Consider the following 18,158-nt stretch of genomic DNA (forward strand, 5'->3'; position numbering starts at 1 on the left):
AGGTTTTTGATATGGAGGACGTGCCGAGCCATAATGAGGTATGGCGATGGGGATCGCAAAGACGCAAAGGTTTTTGATATGGTTTGGCATCAGCGCGTTGGGGAGGAAACCCATCAGATATCTTCGCGTTCTTGGCGAACTTTGCGCCTAAGCGTTGACAACACGTTGCGTCTTGGCGTGACTCGTATAACAAAGGAGTTATCGCGATGCGAGAAGCAGTGATTGTTTCCGGGGTACGCACGGCAGTCGGCAAAGCTGGACGCGGCGCGTTGCGCACGGTGCGCCCCGATGATTTGGCGGCGATTGTGATCAAAGCAGCCATTGAGCGAGCAGGTATTGAGCCGGCACTGGTCGAAGATGTGATTATGGGCTGTGCAATGCCCGAAGGCGAGCAGGGCCTGAATGTGGCCCGCATCGCTGCTCAGCGCGCCGGTTTGCCTGACAGCGTCTGCGGGGTGACCGTCAATCGCTTCTGTTCGTCGGGCTTGCAGACGATTGCGATGGCCGCCTACCAGATTATGGCCGGCCAGAACGAGGTGGTTGTCGCCGGCGGCACCGAGAGCATGAGCATGGTGCCGATGAGCGGCAATAAATTCTCACCCAACCCCTATCTAGCCCAGCATGATCCGGCGGTCTACTTGGGCATGGGTTTGACCGCCGAGAACGTTGCCCGCCGGTTCGAGATCAGCCGGGCCGATCAAGACGCCTTCGCACTGCGTTCGCACCAGCGCGCGTTGGCAGCGCAGGCAGCTGGCCTGTTCGACCGCAGCATCGTGCCAGTCGAGATTGAAATTGTCGAGCCGGGAGCGGATGGTCGTCCTCAGCGGCAAGTATACATCTTTGACCGCGACGAAGGCCCGCGCGCCGACACCTCGGCAGAGGCGCTGGCGAAGTTGAAGCCGGTCTTTGCCGCCGAAGGGACGGTCACTGCCGGCAACTCGTCGCAGACGAGTGATGGCGCGGCGGCGGTGGTAGTGATGAGCGCCGAGAAGGCGGCTGAGCTAGGACTGAAGCCGCGAGCGCGCTTTGTGAGCTTTGCGGTGGGTGGCGTCGAGCCGGAGGTGATGGGGATTGGGCCGGTGGTGGCGATACCAAAGGCGCTGAAGCAGGCTGGGTTGACGCTGGCCGACATTGATCTGATCGAGCTGAACGAGGCCTTTGCCGCCCAAGCGATTGCCGTCATCCGCCAGCTCGGTCTTGACGAAGAGCGGGTCAACGTAAACGGCGGCGCGATTGCGCTTGGTCATCCGCTCGGCTGTACCGGCGCGAAATTGACCGTGCAGATCCTCGATGAATTGGAACGGCGCGGCGGCCGGTACGGGATGGTGACGATGTGTATCGGCGGTGGCATGGGAGCAGCGGGGATTTTTGAACGGGTAGAGTAATCGTTAAGCCGACGGAACGCGTAGGGCGGGTTTTATACCCGCCCTTACGACGATACTGGCACCGGCGTAGTAAAAAACCCAGCTTGCGCCGCCACCGCAATTGCCCGTCGCGGATCAATCACTCGCGGGCCGTGAGGATTTAGGCGTAACAACGCCCAATCGTTAGTGTGCAATTCCAACTCGCGTTCGCCATCGAATGCTAACACAGCGGGCCGGTCGCGATGCACACGCACGGCATCGCCGGGAGCTAGCACACGATGCGCGGCAACATGGACTGTTTGCATCAATCCCGGCGCGACCGGCGCCCGTACCGGTTGGCCGCTTGCTGCCAGATGCAGGTACAATCCATGGCCCGACGGGTAGTTGCCGGCCAGAAAATTGGCCCCGATTGACGACAACCCAATATTGCCCGGCTCAGCGCGGGTCAGCACTATATCACTGATCCGCGTACTATCCCAGATTGCGCGCGCAGCGACAAACCGCTCATCGTACACCGCCGCATCAACCAAGGCAATATCGTCAGGCGGCGCATCAGCAGGCAGATCAGCTTCGGCCTGATTGGCTCGTAGCCGGTAGACATCAATCCGCGGCGCACGCGTGACCGCTGCTGATGCACGTCCGCACGCCACCAAGCCAGCGGCAAGGCCGGCAGTGGTAGCTTCGATCATCATCGGGAAGACATTATTGGTGCCGGTTGAGATCGGCATCAGCGGCACCTCACCGCACCCCTTCGCCACCAAGCGGTTGGTGCCGTCGCCACCGAGAGTCACAATGCAGCCAACGCCGCGCTCGGCCAGCAGTTGCGCTGCTCGCCGCGAGTCGTCAGGAGTAAACCACGCCGGCATGTCAAGCAAGGAGGCTTCGATCTGTAATGGCAAATTGTCGAGCGCCTTCAGACCAATGCCGAAACGATCTGGCATAATCCAGACTCGCTGCACACCAACGGCTTCTAACCCCAACAAGACTCGTTTGACGATGCTAACCTTCTCTTCATTATCGAAGACCGATCCATGGGCAACCAGCCGTCGGATGTCCTTACCTGAGGCTGGATTGGCGATGATACCGACGGTCATCATAACAATATGCCGCGAGATGGATGCATCCCGCGCTCCACAATGATGGTTAGACCAGAGCACACCAGAGAGCTGCCCGACTGTGCAGCTCTCTTAACATCAAGACCTATCCCACTGCCACCGGCAATGTCTCGCGCAAAAATGCAACCATGCTATCGGTGACGCGCGCAAACCCAGAACTACCGGGTAGCACCCAATTGAAATGGGTCATACCGGGCACTACCTCTAATCGACACGAAGCACCAGCAGAGGCGGCAATCGATTGAGCTTCTACCAACGGCACCAACCGATCTTGGTCGCCGTGGATGATCAACAGCGGGCGCGGCGCGATGTCATCGACCACCGCTTCAGGCACATACTCGATCAGCGCCTCAGCACTCTCTAACGGCACCGTGACCTTCATCTGCGGAAACTCAGCACTAACCTGATCGAGAAACGCACGTGATTCAGGATCGGGTAACACAATCTCTAACGGATCGACCCATGCCGAGACGCCAGTACGCACTCGTTGACGACGATCCGCATCCAAACGAGCAAGAAACTCGTGCCACTCCCAATAACGACGCAGGCTACGCAACCAGCGCTCCCCGTTACCCGGCGGTTCTAGCGCCACTACAGCTTTAACCCGCTCATCAACCGCAGCAGTGGTAATAGCATGCGCACCGCCGAGGCTAATCCCCACCACTGCCAATCGATCAGGATCAACGGTAGGCTGCTCGCTGAGGAAGGTCAGTGCTGCCCGTGCATCGGCCACCTGTTCGAGCGGCTGCAAGCGACCACGTGGGCCTTCACTATCACCAAAACCACGATAGTCAAAGACGAGCGCCACATAGCCAGCAGCGTTCAACACCTTGGCTACATCGGGCATCACCATCGTCTTCAGATAGGTGTAGCCGACCAGCAAGACGACGCCGGGCCGCCGCTCACCTGCCGATAGACCGCGTGGCGTATAAAGCAGCCCATCGAGCCGATACCCGGCGCTGTAAAACTGTACGCGCTGCACCGGCTGCACCGGCGCCGAACGGGCAGCAATCGCGCGCTCGACATCCTCTTTGACAATCGCACCAGCAGGGCCACTACCGGTTAACGTGCTCAAGTCGATCCCATGCTCTTGAGCCAACTTGCGCGCCGCTGGCATCGCGCGCACCCCACCTGCCGCTGCTGGCAGCGATGGTGAAGCTAGCTTTGGCGCCGCCACTGCCGGCGCGGGAGCAGTAGTTACCGTTTCGGTCGTGCCATTGGAAGCCACATCAGCCAAATGCTCGCCGGGAGCGGTGATGTAGGCGATGACCTTCGTCACCGCCACCACACTGCCTTCAGGGTAACAGAGCCGGGCCAGCGTACCGCTGGCCGGCGCCTCAACCACATTCGTAATCTTCTCGGTCTCGACCTCGGCAATCGGTTCGCCCTTCTGTACCGCTTCGCCCTCGCGCTTGAGCCAGAGGTTAATCTTTCCTTCCTGCATACTCAAGCCCCACTTGGGCATCACGACCTCGGTAGGCATGACAACTCCTGCAACAACGGCCCGCCACGCTCAGCCAAGCGTCGCCCGCGCCGCGGCCACAATGCGTTCCGGCGAGGGGATGTAAGCGTCTTCGAGCGTCGGGCTAAAGGGTACCGGCGTATGGGGTGGCGTGACTAGCTTCACAGGTGCGTTGAGAAATTCGAGCGCCTGCGTCGCTGCCAGCGTGGCAATATCAGTTGCCACACTACAACGCGGATTGTCTTCATCAACCACCACGAGTCGGCCCGTCTTGCGGATCGACTCAAGCACCGTCGTCTCATCAAGGGGTGAAAGTGAGCGCAAGTCAACGACTTCAGCACTGATTCCTTGTTGCGCCAACCGCTCGGCGGCGGCGAGCGCGTGCAGCACCATGCGCGAAATCGCCACAATCGTCACATCACCGCCCTCACGCTTGATCTCAGCTTGGCCGAGCGGAATCACATACTCGCCTTCGGGCACCGGCCCTTTCACATCGTAGAGCAGCTTATGCTCGCAGAAGATCACCGGATCATCGTCACGGATAGCTGCCGCTAACAAGCCCTTAGCATCGGCAGGAGTTGCTGGCGCCACCACCTTGAGACCGGGGAAGTGAACGAAGGTCGAGTAGATCGAATCAGAATGCTGCGCAGCAGCGCGGAAACCAGCGCCGATCATCGTCCGAATCACAAGCGGAATGCGAGCCTTGCCACCAAACATATAGCGCATCTTGGCGGCCTGATTAACGATCTGATCGAGACAGACACCCATAAAACCGATGAACATCAGCTCGACCACCGGGCGCAAGCCGGTGGCTGCCGCACCAACCCCAGCGCCGACGAAGCCCGACTCAGTGATCGGTGTATCGCGCACCCGCTGGCGGCCAAACTCATGCACTAACCCCTTAGTGACCCCTAACACCCCGCCCCACGCATCGAGATGACTTTCGTCTTCACTATGCGATGCACCGGTCACGTCTTCACCCATCAAAATCACCGTCGGGTCACGCCGCATTTCAAGGCGCAACGCCTCGTTAATTGCCTCACGGTAACTCAGGGTACGTACCGCCTCTTCGACCATTGCCGTCATGGTTTCACCTCACCATTGAGAATACTTTAGCAAGCACTAGCGATACACCGGAACTGCCGGTTCTTGAAATGGCCAGAGTGCCGCCATCGGATAGTCAACATAAACGTCAGTCAGCAATTCAGCCGGATCGGGCATCGGGCTATCAGCCGCAAACTGACTCGCCTCGTTGATCGCGGCGCGGGCACGAGCATCGATCGCATCAAGCTCGGCCTCAGTCAACAACCCTTGCGCAGTCGCAGTCTGGCGGAAGCGGTAGAGACAGTCGCGCGAGCGATAGTGTTCTTCTTCTTCGCGGTTGCGATAGCGGACCGAGTCACCTTCGAAGTGGCCATAATAGCGGTAAGTCTGGGCCTCGATGAAGGTTGGCCCTTCGCCGCGCCGAGCGCGCGCAATCGCCTCACCAGCCGCTTCATACACGGCAAAGAAATCGAGGCCATCGATGGCAATACTCGGCATACCGAAGCCGCGCGCACGGGCAGCAATATCTTGGCCAGCGACCGAATACTGCGGCGAGGTGGTCTCGGCGTAGCCGTTATTTTCACACACAAAGACCACCGGCAGCTTCCAGATGCCGGCCAAATTGAGACCCTCGAAGGTGGTGCCCTGATTGGAAGCACCATCACCGAAGAAGCAGACCGTCACCTGATCGGTGCCTTTGAGTTTGGCGGTAAGACCAGCGCCACACGCGAGCGGCGGCCCGCCGCCGACGATCCCGTTCGCACCGAGCATCCCCTTGTTCACATCGGCAATGTGCATCGAGCCGCCCTTGCCTTTGCACGCGCCGGTCGCTTTCCCATAAATCTCGGCCATCATCTCGCGCAGATCGACCCCTTTGGCGATACAGTGACCGTGGCCGCGGTGGGTGCTGGTGATGAAATCATTATCGCGCAAGTGCGCGCAGAGGCCTACCGCAACCGCCTCTTCTCCAGCATAGAGATGAACAAAACCGGGGATTTTACCAGCGGCAAAATCGGTGTGGAGCCGATCCTCGAATTCGCGAATGAGCCGCATCCGCTCATACGCCCAAAGGAGCTTATCCCGACTGATTTCCATAGCCGTTTCTCCGTTCAACAGCGAACAACGCCTATATTCTTGGCTCGCCAGCGAGCCGGTGAGGAGCATCAGAACTGGGATTGCGGGCAGTGAAACCGACAGGGAGGGAAAGAGGAAGGGTTCGTCGGTGGGGTATTAATTCTACTTAGGAATACGTTTGATATCTCTATGATACTGATTCAGAGTAGATGTGTCAAGGGTGATTGTCCCGATATGAACGAGGAATAGCCATTGGTGAATGGAGGGGGATAGGGTGGAGCAACGATTCCGGCGTATGTCACATGTTCATCGATCATTGGCCGTGCGGTACCAACCCCATGCGGTGCGACGGTTGTTGTATCGTTGGCGTTCGCCATTTATTTGTTTACAGTTCACCGGTGGAGCCGCACGGCTGTGCGGCTCCGCATGACGTCACCAAACTGGCATTACGACCGGATCACCGCCAACACCTCATCGCGTTTGGCCTCCATTTCAGCGCGCGAGGCAATCGACTCGAGGTTCAGGCGGATCAGCGGTTCGGTGTTAGAACCGCGCACATTAAAATGCCATGTGTCATAGCTAACCGAGACACCATCAAGTCGCTCGATCTTGCCATCACTATACCGTTCGGCAATCTCATCAAGCTTCGCCCGCACATCACTCACCCGCGAATTGATCTCGCCGGAAATGAAGTAGCGCGATTCGAGACGGCTAAGCAGCTCGCTCATCTTCACCCCCCGCTTTGACAGCATCTCAAGTAGGTAAAGCGAGGGAATGATGCCCGAGTCAGCAAACGCGAAGGCTTTGAAGTAATAGTGCCCAGAGACCTCGCCGGCGAAGATTGCGTCTTCATTCGCCATGCGTCGCTTGATAAAGGCATGACCTACTCGTTCAACCAGCGGAATACCGCCGGCAGCGCGCACCTCATCGGGCACCGCCCACGACGCGCGCACATCGTAGAGAATCTTCGCCCCCGGCTCTTTTTCGAGCAAGTAGCGGCCCAAAATCGCAGTAAGAAAGTCACCGGAAATGAACTCACCGCGATCATCGATGGCAAAGAAGCGGTCGCCGTCGCCATCGAAGGCAAAGCCAATATCAGCGCCTTCGTCTTTGACCCGCTGCTGTAATTCAGCTCGATTTTCTGGCATCAGCGGATCGAGACCGTGATTGGGCAAGGTGCCGTCGGGATCGAGATACATCCCGGTTAATTGGATTGGCAAGCGTGCATACACCTCTTGCAGGATCGGGCCGACCATACCGTTGCCGGTATCAACAATCACCTTCAACGGCTTCATCGCCTCGACATCGATCAGCGAGAGCACTTTCTGCACGAATTGCTCTTTAAAATCGTATTCACGGCGTTCACCGCGCCGGGTCGGGGTTGGAAACGCTTCGCTCTCAACCAACCGGCGTAAATCCTGAATGCCCTCATCACCTGACAAAAGGTAGGGCATACGGCGCACCATTTTGAAGCCGTTGTACTGCTTGGGATTATGCGACGCCGTCACCATCATACCGGGTAAACCGAGCTGGGTACAAGCGAAGTAGTATTGATCGGTGCTGACCATACCGATGTCGGCCACGTCAGCCCCTTGATCCATAATTCCACGAGTGACTGCATCGAACAGAGCAGGGCCAGAAGTTCGCATATCGCGGCCAACAATCACCGTCTCAGCGCCGAGGAACGTCACAAACGCACGCCCGATCAGGTAAGCGACCTCTTCGTTTAATTCAGTCGGGTAGATACCACGAATATCGTAGGCCTTGAAAATTGACGGATTAACCTGCACGGAAATACCTCCTAGATATAATCCGGGATCTGTCGTTCGGGTGGGGCTTACCGCGCCCCTACCGCGCCATACCCATCACCCTTGTTTGGGCGGGGCATACCCCGCCCCTACCGCGCCATACCCATCACCCTTGTTCGGGCGGGGCATGCCGCGTCCCTACCGCGCCATACCCATCACCCTTGTTTGGGCGGGGCTTACCGCGCCCCTACCGCGCCCTCGCCCTATCCATCCAACAACTCACTCGCGGCGGCATACGGATCGCGCCGGCGAGATGCAATCTCACTCACCAATTCCTCCCAACGCTGGCCGCGCAACCGTTCGAGGATCAATTCCTGCACAGCGGCGACTAACTCACGCTCGGCCAACAACCGCGTCCGGCCAGCGTGTACGCCATCACGGACAAGGTGTTGCCGGTGGTGCTCGACCGCATCGACAATCTGCGCGCAACCCTCGCCGGTGGTTGCTACCGCCGTCAACACTGGCGGCGACCAACCATCAGCCGACGCGCCGCCTAATTGCAACATCGTGCGGAGCTGACGCACCGTCTGATCGACACCGGGCCGGTCGGCTTTATTAACGACAAAGATGTCGGCAATTTCGAGCATGCCGGCTTTAATGCTCTGCACATCATCGCCCATACCCGGTACTTCCACCACGATCGTGGTATCGGCAGTCTGGGCAATATCAACTTCATCCTGCCCTGCGCCAACCGTCTCGATGATCACGATTGGAAAGCCGGCTGCTGCGATCAGCGTAACAGCATCAGCCGTAGCACGCGCCAACCCGCCCATCCGGCCCCGGCTGGCCATACTGCGAATGAATACACCGGGATCACCGCCGAGCGCCTGCATGCGGATGCGGTCACCGAGCACCGCGCCGCCGCTGAACGGCGACGACGGATCAACGGCGACAATTCCGACTGGTACGCCACGACGACGCCACTCTTGCGCTAATGCAGTCACAAGGGTAGATTTACCAGCACCGGGAGGGCCGGTGATGCCCACCCGATGGGCCTGAGCGTAGGGATAAGCCGCCGCCATCACTGCACGTGCCACTGGCCCTCCGTGTTCAACCAGAGAAATGGCGCGCGCCAATGCCCGCCGCTCACCGTTGCGCAAGCGCGTCACCAATTCGTGCTCGCTCATAGCTTAACCCCGGGTCAACTGGACGTTAGAACGGATAAAGTCGATAATTGCCTGCGTTGACGAGCCGGGACCAAACACTTCGGCAATACCATGCTCGCGCTTCAGAATCTCGGCGTCTTCGTCGGAAATGATCCCGCCGGCGACGACCAGCACATCGGTCATACCCTGCTCGCGCAGCAACTGCATCACTTTAGGCAGCAGCGTCATATGCGCGCCAGAGAGGATCGAAAGACCGATCACATCAACGTCCTCTTGCAACGCTGCCTCAACGATCATCTGCGGTGTCTGTTGCAGACCGGTATAGATCACTTCCATCCCGGCATCGCGCAGGGCGCGGGCGATGACCTTGGCGCCGCGGTCGTGGCCATCGAGACCGGGTTTTGCGACCAGCACGCGAATCTTTCGCTCCATTGAGCGCTCCTTCTGTTGCGATAACGAGTGAGATTCGGTTGCGTGGCTGCCAGTATAGCACAGGGCAGTACGCGCTGGTTCAAGTATACCGCAGAGCACGCAGGGGAGGACGAATCCTCCCCTAGCATGAGGGACAGAAACGGACAGCACATCTGATCCGGAAGCCTAGGGTTACGCATCACACTGCGCGGGCTGCTGGCCCTCACCCCTAGTCCCTCTCCCACTGATAGGGGAGAGGGGAAGGCAGTACCGGGCTTTACGGCATTGTACAGCGATCAATGAATTACACTCGATCACATGCTCTGTCCGTCCCTTAAAGCGGGGGGAGGTTAGGATGGCGCTGAAAGAAAGGCAGCGTTCGTGCTAAACGACACCAAGGGCGCAGAGGATGAAACGTACAACGACACCCTCTGCGTCCTTGGCGCCCTCTGCAGTAAACCTCACTACTCAGCCACCGCAGCGGCGACCGCATTGCCAACCGCAGCAGTGCTATAGGTAGGCTGGCCGGGAGCGGCAATATCGGCGGTAACAATCCCGTGCTCGATTACCGTTGCTACAGCCGCTTCGACACATTCCGCTTCGGCGGCCAGATTGAGCGAGTGGCGCAACAGCATCGCCACACTCAAAATCGTCGCCAAGGGGTTGGCCTTCCCCTGCCCAGCAATATCGGGAGCCGAACCGTGGATCGGCTCGTACAGCCCCATCCGCCCGCTGCCTAGCGACGCCGACGGCAACATCCCCATCGAACCGGCCAGCATTGCCGCTTCGTCGGTGAGAATATCGCCAAACATATTCTCGGTCACGATCACGTCAAAATCGGCGGGACGACGGATGAGATGCATCGCACACGCATCAACCAGCATCGTCTCGAATTGCAGATCAGGGAACTCATTATGAACCAAGTGAGTGGTAACACTCCGCCACAAGCGACTTGTTTCGAGCACATTTGCTTTATCAACCAACGTCAGTTTACCGCGCCGACGGCGAGCCAATTGCGCAGCAACCCGCACGACGCGGACAATCTCCTCTTCAGTATAGATGCAGAGATCGCTGGCCCACTCGCCATCCGGGCCACGTTCGCGCCGCTTCTCGCCAAAATAGATCCCGCCGGTCAACTCACGCACGACGATCAGATCGACGCCTTGCAGCCGCTCAGGGCGCAGCGGCGAAGCATCGATCAAGCGCGGATGCACCTGCACCGGGCGCAGATTGGCAAACAGACCGAGCGCCTTGCGAATACCGAGCAAGCCCTGTTCAGGCCGCACCTTCGCCTGCGGATCATCCCACTTGGGGCCGCCGACCGCACCAAGCAACACCGCATCAGCCTCGCGGCACAGTGCCACCGTTTCGGCAGGCAACGGCTCACCGGCAGCATCAATCGCGCACCCGCCGATCAACGCCTCGCGCAGGGTAAAGGTGTGGCCAAAGCGGGACGCCACCGCCTGCAACACCTTTACCCCCTCCGCCACTACCTCCGGCCCGATCCCATCTCCGGCTAATACTGCAATCACAGCTTGCACAGCAATCCTCGCAATAACATCTAGATCATGGTTATAAAATGGTAAGAACGCCTCAGTATGATACTACTAAGTTTGCTAGTCGTGTGACAGATGATAGAGCAAGGAAAGAAAAATATGGCGACTCGGCGAGTCGAATCATTTCTGGTGCGGATTGTGGTGGCCGAGCATGAAGATGCTGCGGTACAACAGTGGCACGGGCGAATTCAACACATTGGCACTGGTCTTGAAAGCCGGATCGACCAACTCGACGAGCTCTTAGCTTTTATCGCCAACCATTTACAGCACAACCCTTCAACCAATCCCGCTGGAAACTCTTCCAGTTCCACCACCTAAAATTACGATGCACGTTTACCGCGCACCTGTTCAAACAGTGCTACTGTCTCGGGCAACGGATCAACGCCGAGATCATCACGCAGCGCGGCAACACACCGTTGGTACAACCGGATAGCCGTGCTGCGCTCACCAATTGCCCCATACCCGCGAATCAGCAACTGGTACGCCTCTTCCTGCGCTTTATCGTATTCAAGCACCCGCCACCCTAACGCGATAGCGTCGTGATACTTCCCCTCGTCAAACAGAATGCGGCCCAAACTGAGCGCTGCATCGGTAAACAACAGCCCTAATCGTTCCCGCTCCACCACCGACCAATCTTCGTACAAGCTATCAGGCAAAAACTGGCCAGCGTAGAGAGACACGGCTACTTGGAAAGCCTCGCGTGCTTCGGTGCGACGGTTACGCTGCAATTCGCGCCGTCCGTGCTCCACTGCCTGCACGAAATCAGCCACATCATACGAATGGTCGCTCTCGATATTAAAGCCGTAGGTATCACCTTGCTGAAGAATATAGTAGGTCGGCGCACCTTCTGGCCGATCCGGCTCCAGCGCCTTAATCAACCGACTGATCGTCACCCGCAGATTATTGGAAGCCGACTCGTTATCGAGACCGGGCCAGAGCATATCCATAATCTGCTCGCGTGGCAGCATCCGCCCGCGCTCAATCAGCAACAATTGCAGCAACTGGCGAGCTTTGACACTCCGCCAATCGCGATCGCGCACTTCTTGATCGCCGCGCAACACTTGAAAGCCGCCCAGAGCGCGGATCATCAGCCGGTAAGGCGGGCGATAACTCAACCGCTCGAGTGCTTCCTGAGCAGCTTGGCGAACGTGGGGCGAGCGATCCTTTAATAATGCCCGCAGCGTCCCATACGCATTAACGACGCTCAGATCACCGATCAGGCCCGCGCTACGCACGCGCAACGCAACCGGAAAAGATTCATCAAGCAACGGAATAAGAATAGAGGCCAGCGTCGTCGTGTCAAACTGGCGGAGGGCAGCGATCATCGCCCGGCTCGACAAGCCAAGCTGCAATGCGGTCTTGATCGCCCAGAGCATCGCCGGGCGCGGCAAAAAGGGCAGCGACTCAACACCAACACGATCGCAAATCGTGCATGCCGATAGCAAATCTTCCTTAATCGCAGGCGAGCTGCTCTGACACTGCGCCACCAAATAAGCCCGGTAGATGTGGATCAGGGCACGGAACAAACCATCATAGCGCCGATCCATGAACGAGAGCAGTTCATCTGCCAGCGCCAGCGCCTGATCACGTTCGCCACCTTCGCCGATAGCAATCAGCAACAGACTCTGCAACCAGAGATCCTGCGTATTAAGATACCGGCTATCGCAATAGGGAGAGTGCTGAGCGCTTGCCGCCGGCTGATCACGCAGTTTTTGCCAGAATGCCAGCGCATGCGCTGCCGCTGCGGCAGGCTGGTGGTTGCGCAACATGCCATAGATTTCAACAATCCGGGCACGCGCCCCTAACAGGCGGTCATCAAGATGGGCCACGATCTGCCGTACGCGCTGCAACGATGTGGCAGCCTCTTCAAATCGATCATGCTCGATCAACAACAGCGCCAAGATTAAGGCTGCGTTGCCGGCCAACACACTCCCGGGAACATAATCGCTCAAACGGTAATAACATTCTTGCACTTGATCGAGAGCGGCTTCGCCTTTACCCTGCTGAAAGAGCGCCATAGCCTGCAACAACAGCAACGACTGGCGCAGCATATCGTTCCGATCGATCCGGGGCAACTCAAGCGCAGCATTAATCGCAGACATCGCCTCTGCCGGGCAGCCCTGCTGGGTATAGATCGATGCCCGCAGCGCGGCCAGCAACCACTGCCAGAGCACACTCAGCGGGCGGCGATCAGCCCAACGCGCAATCCGCAATGCTGCCCGAAATCGTCCTTGACTATAGGCCAACGCCATCAAACCGACCAAGGCTGCACCGCGCGACCACGCATCGTTGGTGCGCGCCGCCGCCGCTATAACACGACGGCACACCGCTGCAAACTCAACCGGCGCATCAGACCAGAACAGGAGAACGGCCATATCGCGCAACGCGCGCAGCTCTTGCGCCGGAGCGTTGGCCAGCCGGTATTGTTCAGCAGCTTGGCTGATCAACTGCAACGCGCGTTCGCGATCGGTATTAAACAAACTCCAACCGTGCATGTGGAGCAACTCAGGATCGCGATCGCGCACTTCCGGCGGGAGACGCTCAATCCAATTCCGCAAACTGTCGCGCTGGGGCGAGTCGATCAATGGCCATGCATACTCGCGCAGGGCGTGCGCAATCGCTGCTGGGTTATCAGTCGCCGCCAAATGGCGCAACGCCGCTTCGATCTGATCATGACGCGCCAGCACCATCCCAAACCGTTGGTGCAAGTCGCGCACCGTAACTCGATCAAACCGGGTAAGTGCTCGATCGGCCAACAGGCGCTGCCAGAGCGGATGAAAGCGGAAAATCCGCTCACCATTGGATGCGCCGGTGTCAACCGTCAGCGGCAGACCAAGCGCAATCGCTTGTTCGATCAGTTGGGCGCTGTCATCAACCCCAAGCGCCTCATCGAGCAACGATGGGTTTGCTTGACCGAGCAGCGCAGCGCAGATCAGGCGATCGACTAAACGTGGCGGCAACGCTGCCAACACCTCTGAAGCCAAATACTCAAACAGATCATGCTGATTTGTCGCCAAGCCTTGCAGATACACCCGGCGCTGCTCAGGCGTCTGGCGTGCCAACGTGCGCACCGCCAACTGCACACTCAACATCCAACCGCCGGTGCGTTCAAGCAACAGATCAAGTTCAGCATCCGCCAACGCCACCCCAGTTCGTTGCAACAACTCGATCGCCTCGTGCCGTTGCAGCAAGAGATCATTCGCCCCGACCTCGAGCAAAAGTCCTTCAGCGCGCAGGCGTGGAAGCGGGGCAAACGTCAACGGACGGCGCGAAGCCATCACAATGTGCAGATTAGGCGGTGCGGCGCGTAAGAGATAGCCCAGCAGATCAGCCGTGATCGGGCCATCGCTCACCAGATGCACATCGTCGAGCATCAATATTGTTTGTGATTGCAGCTCACGTTGCACATCACTCAGCAATGCGCCAGCCACCAGCGGCCAATCCCGTTCCAAACCGGATACGCTCTGCAGAATGCGCAATGCTTGCTCGCCAGCATGAGGCAAAATCCGCTGGATCACGCCGATCAGATACGCGAGCAGCAAGGCTGGTTCTTGATCGCTCGCCTCAAAACTAAGCCACGCCACTTGCGCTCCGGTGCGCGCGAGTTGATCAGCCCACTGGGCCAATAAGGTTGTTTTGCCATACCCAGCCGGCGCCACTACCGCTGTTACCGGCAGCAAGCGTACTTCGGCTAATAACGCTTGCAAATCCCGGCGCAGCATTTCATCTTCTCGTACCGACGGCGGCGAGAACTTGAGGGGTAATAATGAGGCGCTTACCGCAACCGATGGCGCGTGTGCGGCCAATTCGGTCATGGACTGCTCCTTAAACTACCAGAAAGTGTTACGAATAGGCGGCGTTTGCCATGATGGGCGCATCAGCGCAGTTGCCGAGCAATGTGTGATACAGTTGTATACTATATCCTAATGTGTATTGTAACACGACCCATAAAGCTATGCGCACACTCCTTGACGGTATTCCAGCTCCCCATCACGCCCTGCTGTATACCCGCACCGAACGCGATCAAGCGGTTATCTTCGAGCCGGCTTGCGCACCCTTTTTACGACCGGTGATTGATACCGGCACGCTTCGTCCGTGGTATACGCCGACTGGCGACCACTGGCTGCTCGCCCTGCCACCCGGTTATAGCCAAAACAACGCGATCGGCAGCTTGGCAGATTTGATTCAGCGTCACCCCGGCCTCGGGCGGCGGCTGAGCGCCTATGCTGACATATCAGAGCCGTTATGGTGGGAATTGCCGCCCGCAGCGACACCTGCGCTCTCCGCCCCTATCCCGCGTATCTTGATCGGCGTTGGTGAACGCCCAGCAATTGCATGGGATGCCGGCAATGCCATCCCTATCGCCCCGATCCGCCTCCTCGCGCCTGCCGATCATCTTTCATTAGCCCTGCTTGCAGCTAGCGCCGGTCGCTGCCGCTTACAGCAAGTTACTGACACCATTGCCTTGCCATCGCCGCCAACCACCATTGCCGGTCGCCTTGCTGAACTAGCGGCGCAGGCCGTAGCAATGGCCCACGAGCAGTATGCGCTCTCCCGCGAATTTGCCCGCCGGCTACTGGCCGATTTTGGCCCTCCCGGCAGCACGCTGAGCGCGGCGCTGCAACGCTGGTGGGAACTCGAATTTCGCGAACTGCTCGCCGAGGTTGCCCGCGCGTTGCGCAATCCGATCCCCGAACCGTTCCAGCCCTTCTGGGCCGCGCGCCATGCCGAAGGCCGTGCCCGTTACTATTCACTTACCGCCGAGTTAGCAGCAGTAGAAGCAGCTATTGACGAACTTGCCAATCCGCTTTGGCAAGCTCAAGAGCTATGAGTGCTACACACTATCCTATTCCAGCCGCCCCAGCCCGCACTGAAATCGTCGTGCGCGGATCACGCTTCATTGCCCAAGCCATCCCTACTGCTACCGTTGAAGCTGCGCGCATAGCCATTGCATCAGCCCGCACCGAGATGCCCGACGCTACCCATCACTGCTTCGCCTACCTGATTGGCTATGGCACGAGTACCATTGCCGGCATGAGTGACGATGGCGAACCGGCTGGCACTGCCGGTCGCCCGATGATGGCAGTCCTTCGCGGGGCCGATCTTGGCGACATTACGGTGATCGTCACCCGCTACTTTGGTGGTACTCTGCTCGGTGTCGGCGGGCTCGTGCGCGCCTACAGCGATGCTACCCGCGCCGTGCTCGCCATTGTGCCGCGTACTCAACGGGTGATCTATCAACGGATGACGATCCGCTTGCCCTATTCTGACTACGCTCCTACCCGTCGGATACTCGAAACGAACGCTACGGTGATTGTCAGTGAGTCGTTTGCCGCTGATGTGATGATTATCGCCGATCTTCCGGTTGATCAGATTACTACCATAACGCAACACATTCGTGAGCAAAGCGCTGGCCGAGCACACATCGAGCCGGTGACGACTATGGTATAATTAAGGCAATGTATGCATTGCATCCTGCCACTGTCCATATTCCGATTGGGCTGCTGCTAGCCAGCAGTCTCTTTACGTTGATTGCGCTGCGCACTGGGCGTATGCAATGGGATCAAAGCGCTTTTCATTGCCTAATCTTCGGTTTACTCGGCGCGCTCATTGCTATCGTCAGCGGTTTATTTGACGCTGCGCGCCAATTGGTCGGCCTTGCCATTGACGATCCAGTGATCGTATGGACGAACGGCCACGCCGCGGCGAGTTTGGCCGCCAGTGCCTGTTATGGCCGGGTCTGGCTGATGCGGCGCCGGCAACCGGCCATTCTCAACGACTCTACCCAACGGAAGGCCTACCTCGCTTGGCATATCGCTGGCGCAAGCTTGCTCCTTGTGGGTGGGTGGTTAGGTGGCCGGCTTGTCTTTGGGTTTGATCTGGGCCGCTAGTGAGGGCGTAATGTTTGCTTATGTCGTCTATGGGTTGCTCTATATCATCATTTACTTTTTCCGCCTGATTGGCTGGTGGCGCTGGTCGATCGAGGGGGTTGAGCGGTTGCCACCCCGTGAACAAGGCGGGATGGTTCTGGTGATGAACCATATTAATTGGGTGGACATCCCAGCCGTTGGCGCATTGCTACCATTCCGCTATCGATTGTCATGGCTGGCCAAGATCGAGATTTTTGCCAACCCAATAGCCGGCTGGTTCTTCCGCAATATGAATGTGATCCCAATCCGGCGCGGCAAGCGCGATTTGGCGGCGCTCGATGCGGCCGCCGAAGCGTTGCGGAATGGGGCAGTGCTACTCATCTTCCCCGAAGGCCACCGCAGCCGTAATGGCATTTTACAGCCGGGGCGCGGCGGCGCGATTCGGTTGGCAATGCAGGCTGGCGTACCGATCGTGCCGATGGCAATTACCGGCACCGAGCACGGCTTCCGCGGCACCTTGCGCCGCGAACCAGTGCATATTACGATTGGCGAACCGTACTGGATTGAGCCGTTGCCCGATAACAAGATTCCGGCTGATGTTATGGAACGCCTAACCACTGAGATGATGCTCAAGATTGCTGCGCTGCTGCCACCTACCCAGCGTGGCCCGTATGCCGCACTACTCGAGACGGCCACGCCGACGAGGCAATAGGAGAGGTGGGTGTATACCCGCCTCTACTGGCCTGCCGGTTCTAAGAACTGCGTCCCATCCGGCGCGACCACAGCGCACCATCCACGCTGATTGCCAACCTCAACCTGCCACCATGTGTATCCATCAGCGAGCACCGGTCCCTCGCGCAACACCACTTCTCTTCCGCCGGGCAGTGAGCCAACCACTCGTGCCTGCAAACCGGGTGCAGCCCGCAACCGCAATGGCGCATTACCCACATTGACTACCACTGCTCGCCCGCCAATCTGCAATGTTGGCGGCGGCGGGGTCGGGATCGGCGTAGGTGAAGGAAGCGGTGTCGGCGAGGGGGGTAATGAGGTCGGCGTGGGAGTCTCGATCACGGCCGCCGGTGAGGCGACCGGTTGGGCGACTGCGGAAGAGCCACGCTGCCCGATCAGCCACACCGTGACAGCTCCGCCAAGTGCAATAATGGTGATCACAATGAAGAGTCCGGCCAGCGGAAACCGAGGCCGGTAGCGGCGTCGCACCGAGTCGTACCCTTGCCGGTAGTAGTAGTAGTGCTGGTAATAGAAAGGGTTAAACTCGCCCCGTTCGGCATCAGCGGCGCCGCGTTCATACATCTCGCTCGTGGTTGGCATAGGCGCAGCGAGTAAACCG

Annotated in this window: 16 protein-coding genes; 6 read left to right on the forward strand and 10 right to left on the reverse strand. The window is 58.6% G+C overall.

The genetic code is table 11. From position 1 onward, the window contains the following. Positions 1 to 206 precede the first annotated feature (206 nt). Positions 207 to 1,385 (forward strand): thiolase family protein, encoded by a 1,179-nt coding sequence (locus tag Q1A00_RS10610; RefSeq protein WP_298482975.1) that lies wholly within the window; start codon positions 207 to 209, stop codon positions 1,383 to 1,385. A 44-nt stretch (positions 1,386 to 1,429) separates the two neighbouring features. On the opposite strand, the gene Q1A00_RS10615 is transcribed toward Q1A00_RS10610, so the two are convergent. The 8 genes from Q1A00_RS10615 to leuB form a co-directional block, all read right to left on the reverse strand. Next, complete coding sequence (locus Q1A00_RS10615) at positions 1,430 to 2,461, reverse strand: NAD(+)/NADH kinase (RefSeq protein ID WP_299756683.1); 1,032 nt, start codon at positions 2,459 to 2,461, stop codon at positions 1,430 to 1,432. Positions 2,462 to 2,564: 103 nt separating this feature from the next. Then, complete coding sequence (locus Q1A00_RS10620; RefSeq protein WP_299756686.1) at positions 2,565 to 3,962, reverse strand: alpha/beta fold hydrolase; 1,398 nt, start codon at positions 3,960 to 3,962, stop codon at positions 2,565 to 2,567. A 30-nt stretch (positions 3,963 to 3,992) separates the two neighbouring features. Further along, positions 3,993 to 5,027, reverse strand: coding sequence for an alpha-ketoacid dehydrogenase subunit beta (locus Q1A00_RS10625; RefSeq protein WP_298403561.1), 1,035 nt, complete (start codon positions 5,025 to 5,027; stop codon positions 3,993 to 3,995). Between the two features lie 36 nt (positions 5,028 to 5,063). Further along, entirely contained in the window at positions 5,064 to 6,080 is a 1,017-nt protein-coding gene (locus Q1A00_RS10630) for a thiamine pyrophosphate-dependent dehydrogenase E1 component subunit alpha (protein ID WP_298403565.1), read from the reverse strand. A gap of 425 nt (positions 6,081 to 6,505) precedes the next feature. Next, positions 6,506 to 7,849: a phosphomannomutase/phosphoglucomutase gene (locus tag Q1A00_RS10635; RefSeq protein ID WP_298403569.1), complete on the reverse strand. Its 1,344-nt coding sequence runs from the start codon at positions 7,847 to 7,849 to the stop codon at positions 6,506 to 6,508. Positions 7,850 to 8,070: 221 nt separating this feature from the next. Then, complete coding sequence (gene meaB, locus Q1A00_RS10640) at positions 8,071 to 8,994, reverse strand: methylmalonyl Co-A mutase-associated GTPase MeaB (RefSeq protein WP_298403572.1); 924 nt, start codon at positions 8,992 to 8,994, stop codon at positions 8,071 to 8,073. 3 nt (positions 8,995 to 8,997) lie between these two features. After that, positions 8,998 to 9,405, reverse strand: a complete 408-nt coding sequence (locus Q1A00_RS10645) for a cobalamin B12-binding domain-containing protein (protein WP_066786266.1) — start codon at positions 9,403 to 9,405, stop codon at positions 8,998 to 9,000. A 443-nt stretch (positions 9,406 to 9,848) separates the two neighbouring features. After that, positions 9,849 to 10,925: a 3-isopropylmalate dehydrogenase gene (leuB, locus tag Q1A00_RS10650; protein WP_298403577.1), complete on the reverse strand. Its 1,077-nt coding sequence runs from the start codon at positions 10,923 to 10,925 to the stop codon at positions 9,849 to 9,851. 114 nt (positions 10,926 to 11,039) lie between these two features. On the opposite strand from leuB, the gene Q1A00_RS10655 reads away from it, so the two are divergent. Continuing rightward, positions 11,040 to 11,258, forward strand: coding sequence for a hypothetical protein (locus tag Q1A00_RS10655; RefSeq protein WP_298403580.1), 219 nt, complete (start codon positions 11,040 to 11,042; stop codon positions 11,256 to 11,258). 2 nt (positions 11,259 to 11,260) lie between these two features. On the opposite strand, the gene Q1A00_RS10660 is transcribed toward Q1A00_RS10655, so the two are convergent. Then, complete coding sequence (locus tag Q1A00_RS10660; RefSeq protein ID WP_298403581.1) at positions 11,261 to 14,755, reverse strand: BTAD domain-containing putative transcriptional regulator; 3,495 nt, start codon at positions 14,753 to 14,755, stop codon at positions 11,261 to 11,263. Positions 14,756 to 14,895: 140 nt separating this feature from the next. Here Q1A00_RS10660 and Q1A00_RS10665 point away from each other — a divergent pair, with 140 nt between their 5' ends. Genes Q1A00_RS10665 through Q1A00_RS10680 form a run of 4 tightly spaced genes read left to right on the forward strand, consistent with a single transcriptional unit; the run spans position 14,896 to position 17,522 of the window. Next, positions 14,896 to 15,771 (forward strand): hypothetical protein, encoded by an 876-nt coding sequence (locus Q1A00_RS10665; RefSeq protein WP_298403584.1) that lies wholly within the window; start codon positions 14,896 to 14,898, stop codon positions 15,769 to 15,771. Continuing rightward, entirely contained in the window at positions 15,768 to 16,391 is a 624-nt protein-coding gene (locus Q1A00_RS10670; protein WP_298482971.1) for a YigZ family protein, read from the forward strand. The genes Q1A00_RS10665 and Q1A00_RS10670 overlap by 4 nt, the downstream gene beginning before the upstream one ends. Before the next feature lie 8 nt (positions 16,392 to 16,399). Further along, the gene (locus tag Q1A00_RS10675; protein ID WP_298403589.1) at positions 16,400 to 16,831 is read left to right on the forward strand and encodes a DUF2231 domain-containing protein; all 432 of its coding nucleotides are present in this window, start codon (positions 16,400 to 16,402) and stop codon (positions 16,829 to 16,831) included. A 10-nt stretch (positions 16,832 to 16,841) separates the two neighbouring features. Continuing rightward, positions 16,842 to 17,522: a 1-acyl-sn-glycerol-3-phosphate acyltransferase gene (locus Q1A00_RS10680; protein ID WP_298403593.1), complete on the forward strand. Its 681-nt coding sequence runs from the start codon at positions 16,842 to 16,844 to the stop codon at positions 17,520 to 17,522. Between the two features lie 23 nt (positions 17,523 to 17,545). Here Q1A00_RS10680 and Q1A00_RS10685 read toward each other — a convergent pair whose 3' ends face one another. Further along, the gene (locus Q1A00_RS10685) at positions 17,546 to 18,139 is read right to left on the reverse strand and encodes an SH3 domain-containing protein (protein ID WP_298403596.1); all 594 of its coding nucleotides are present in this window, start codon (positions 18,137 to 18,139) and stop codon (positions 17,546 to 17,548) included. Between the last annotated feature and the right edge of the window lie 19 nt (positions 18,140 to 18,158).

The sequence above is a fragment of the uncultured Chloroflexus sp. genome, from assembly GCF_938091255.1.
GTDB lineage: Bacteria > Chloroflexota > Chloroflexia > Chloroflexales > Chloroflexaceae > Chloroflexus.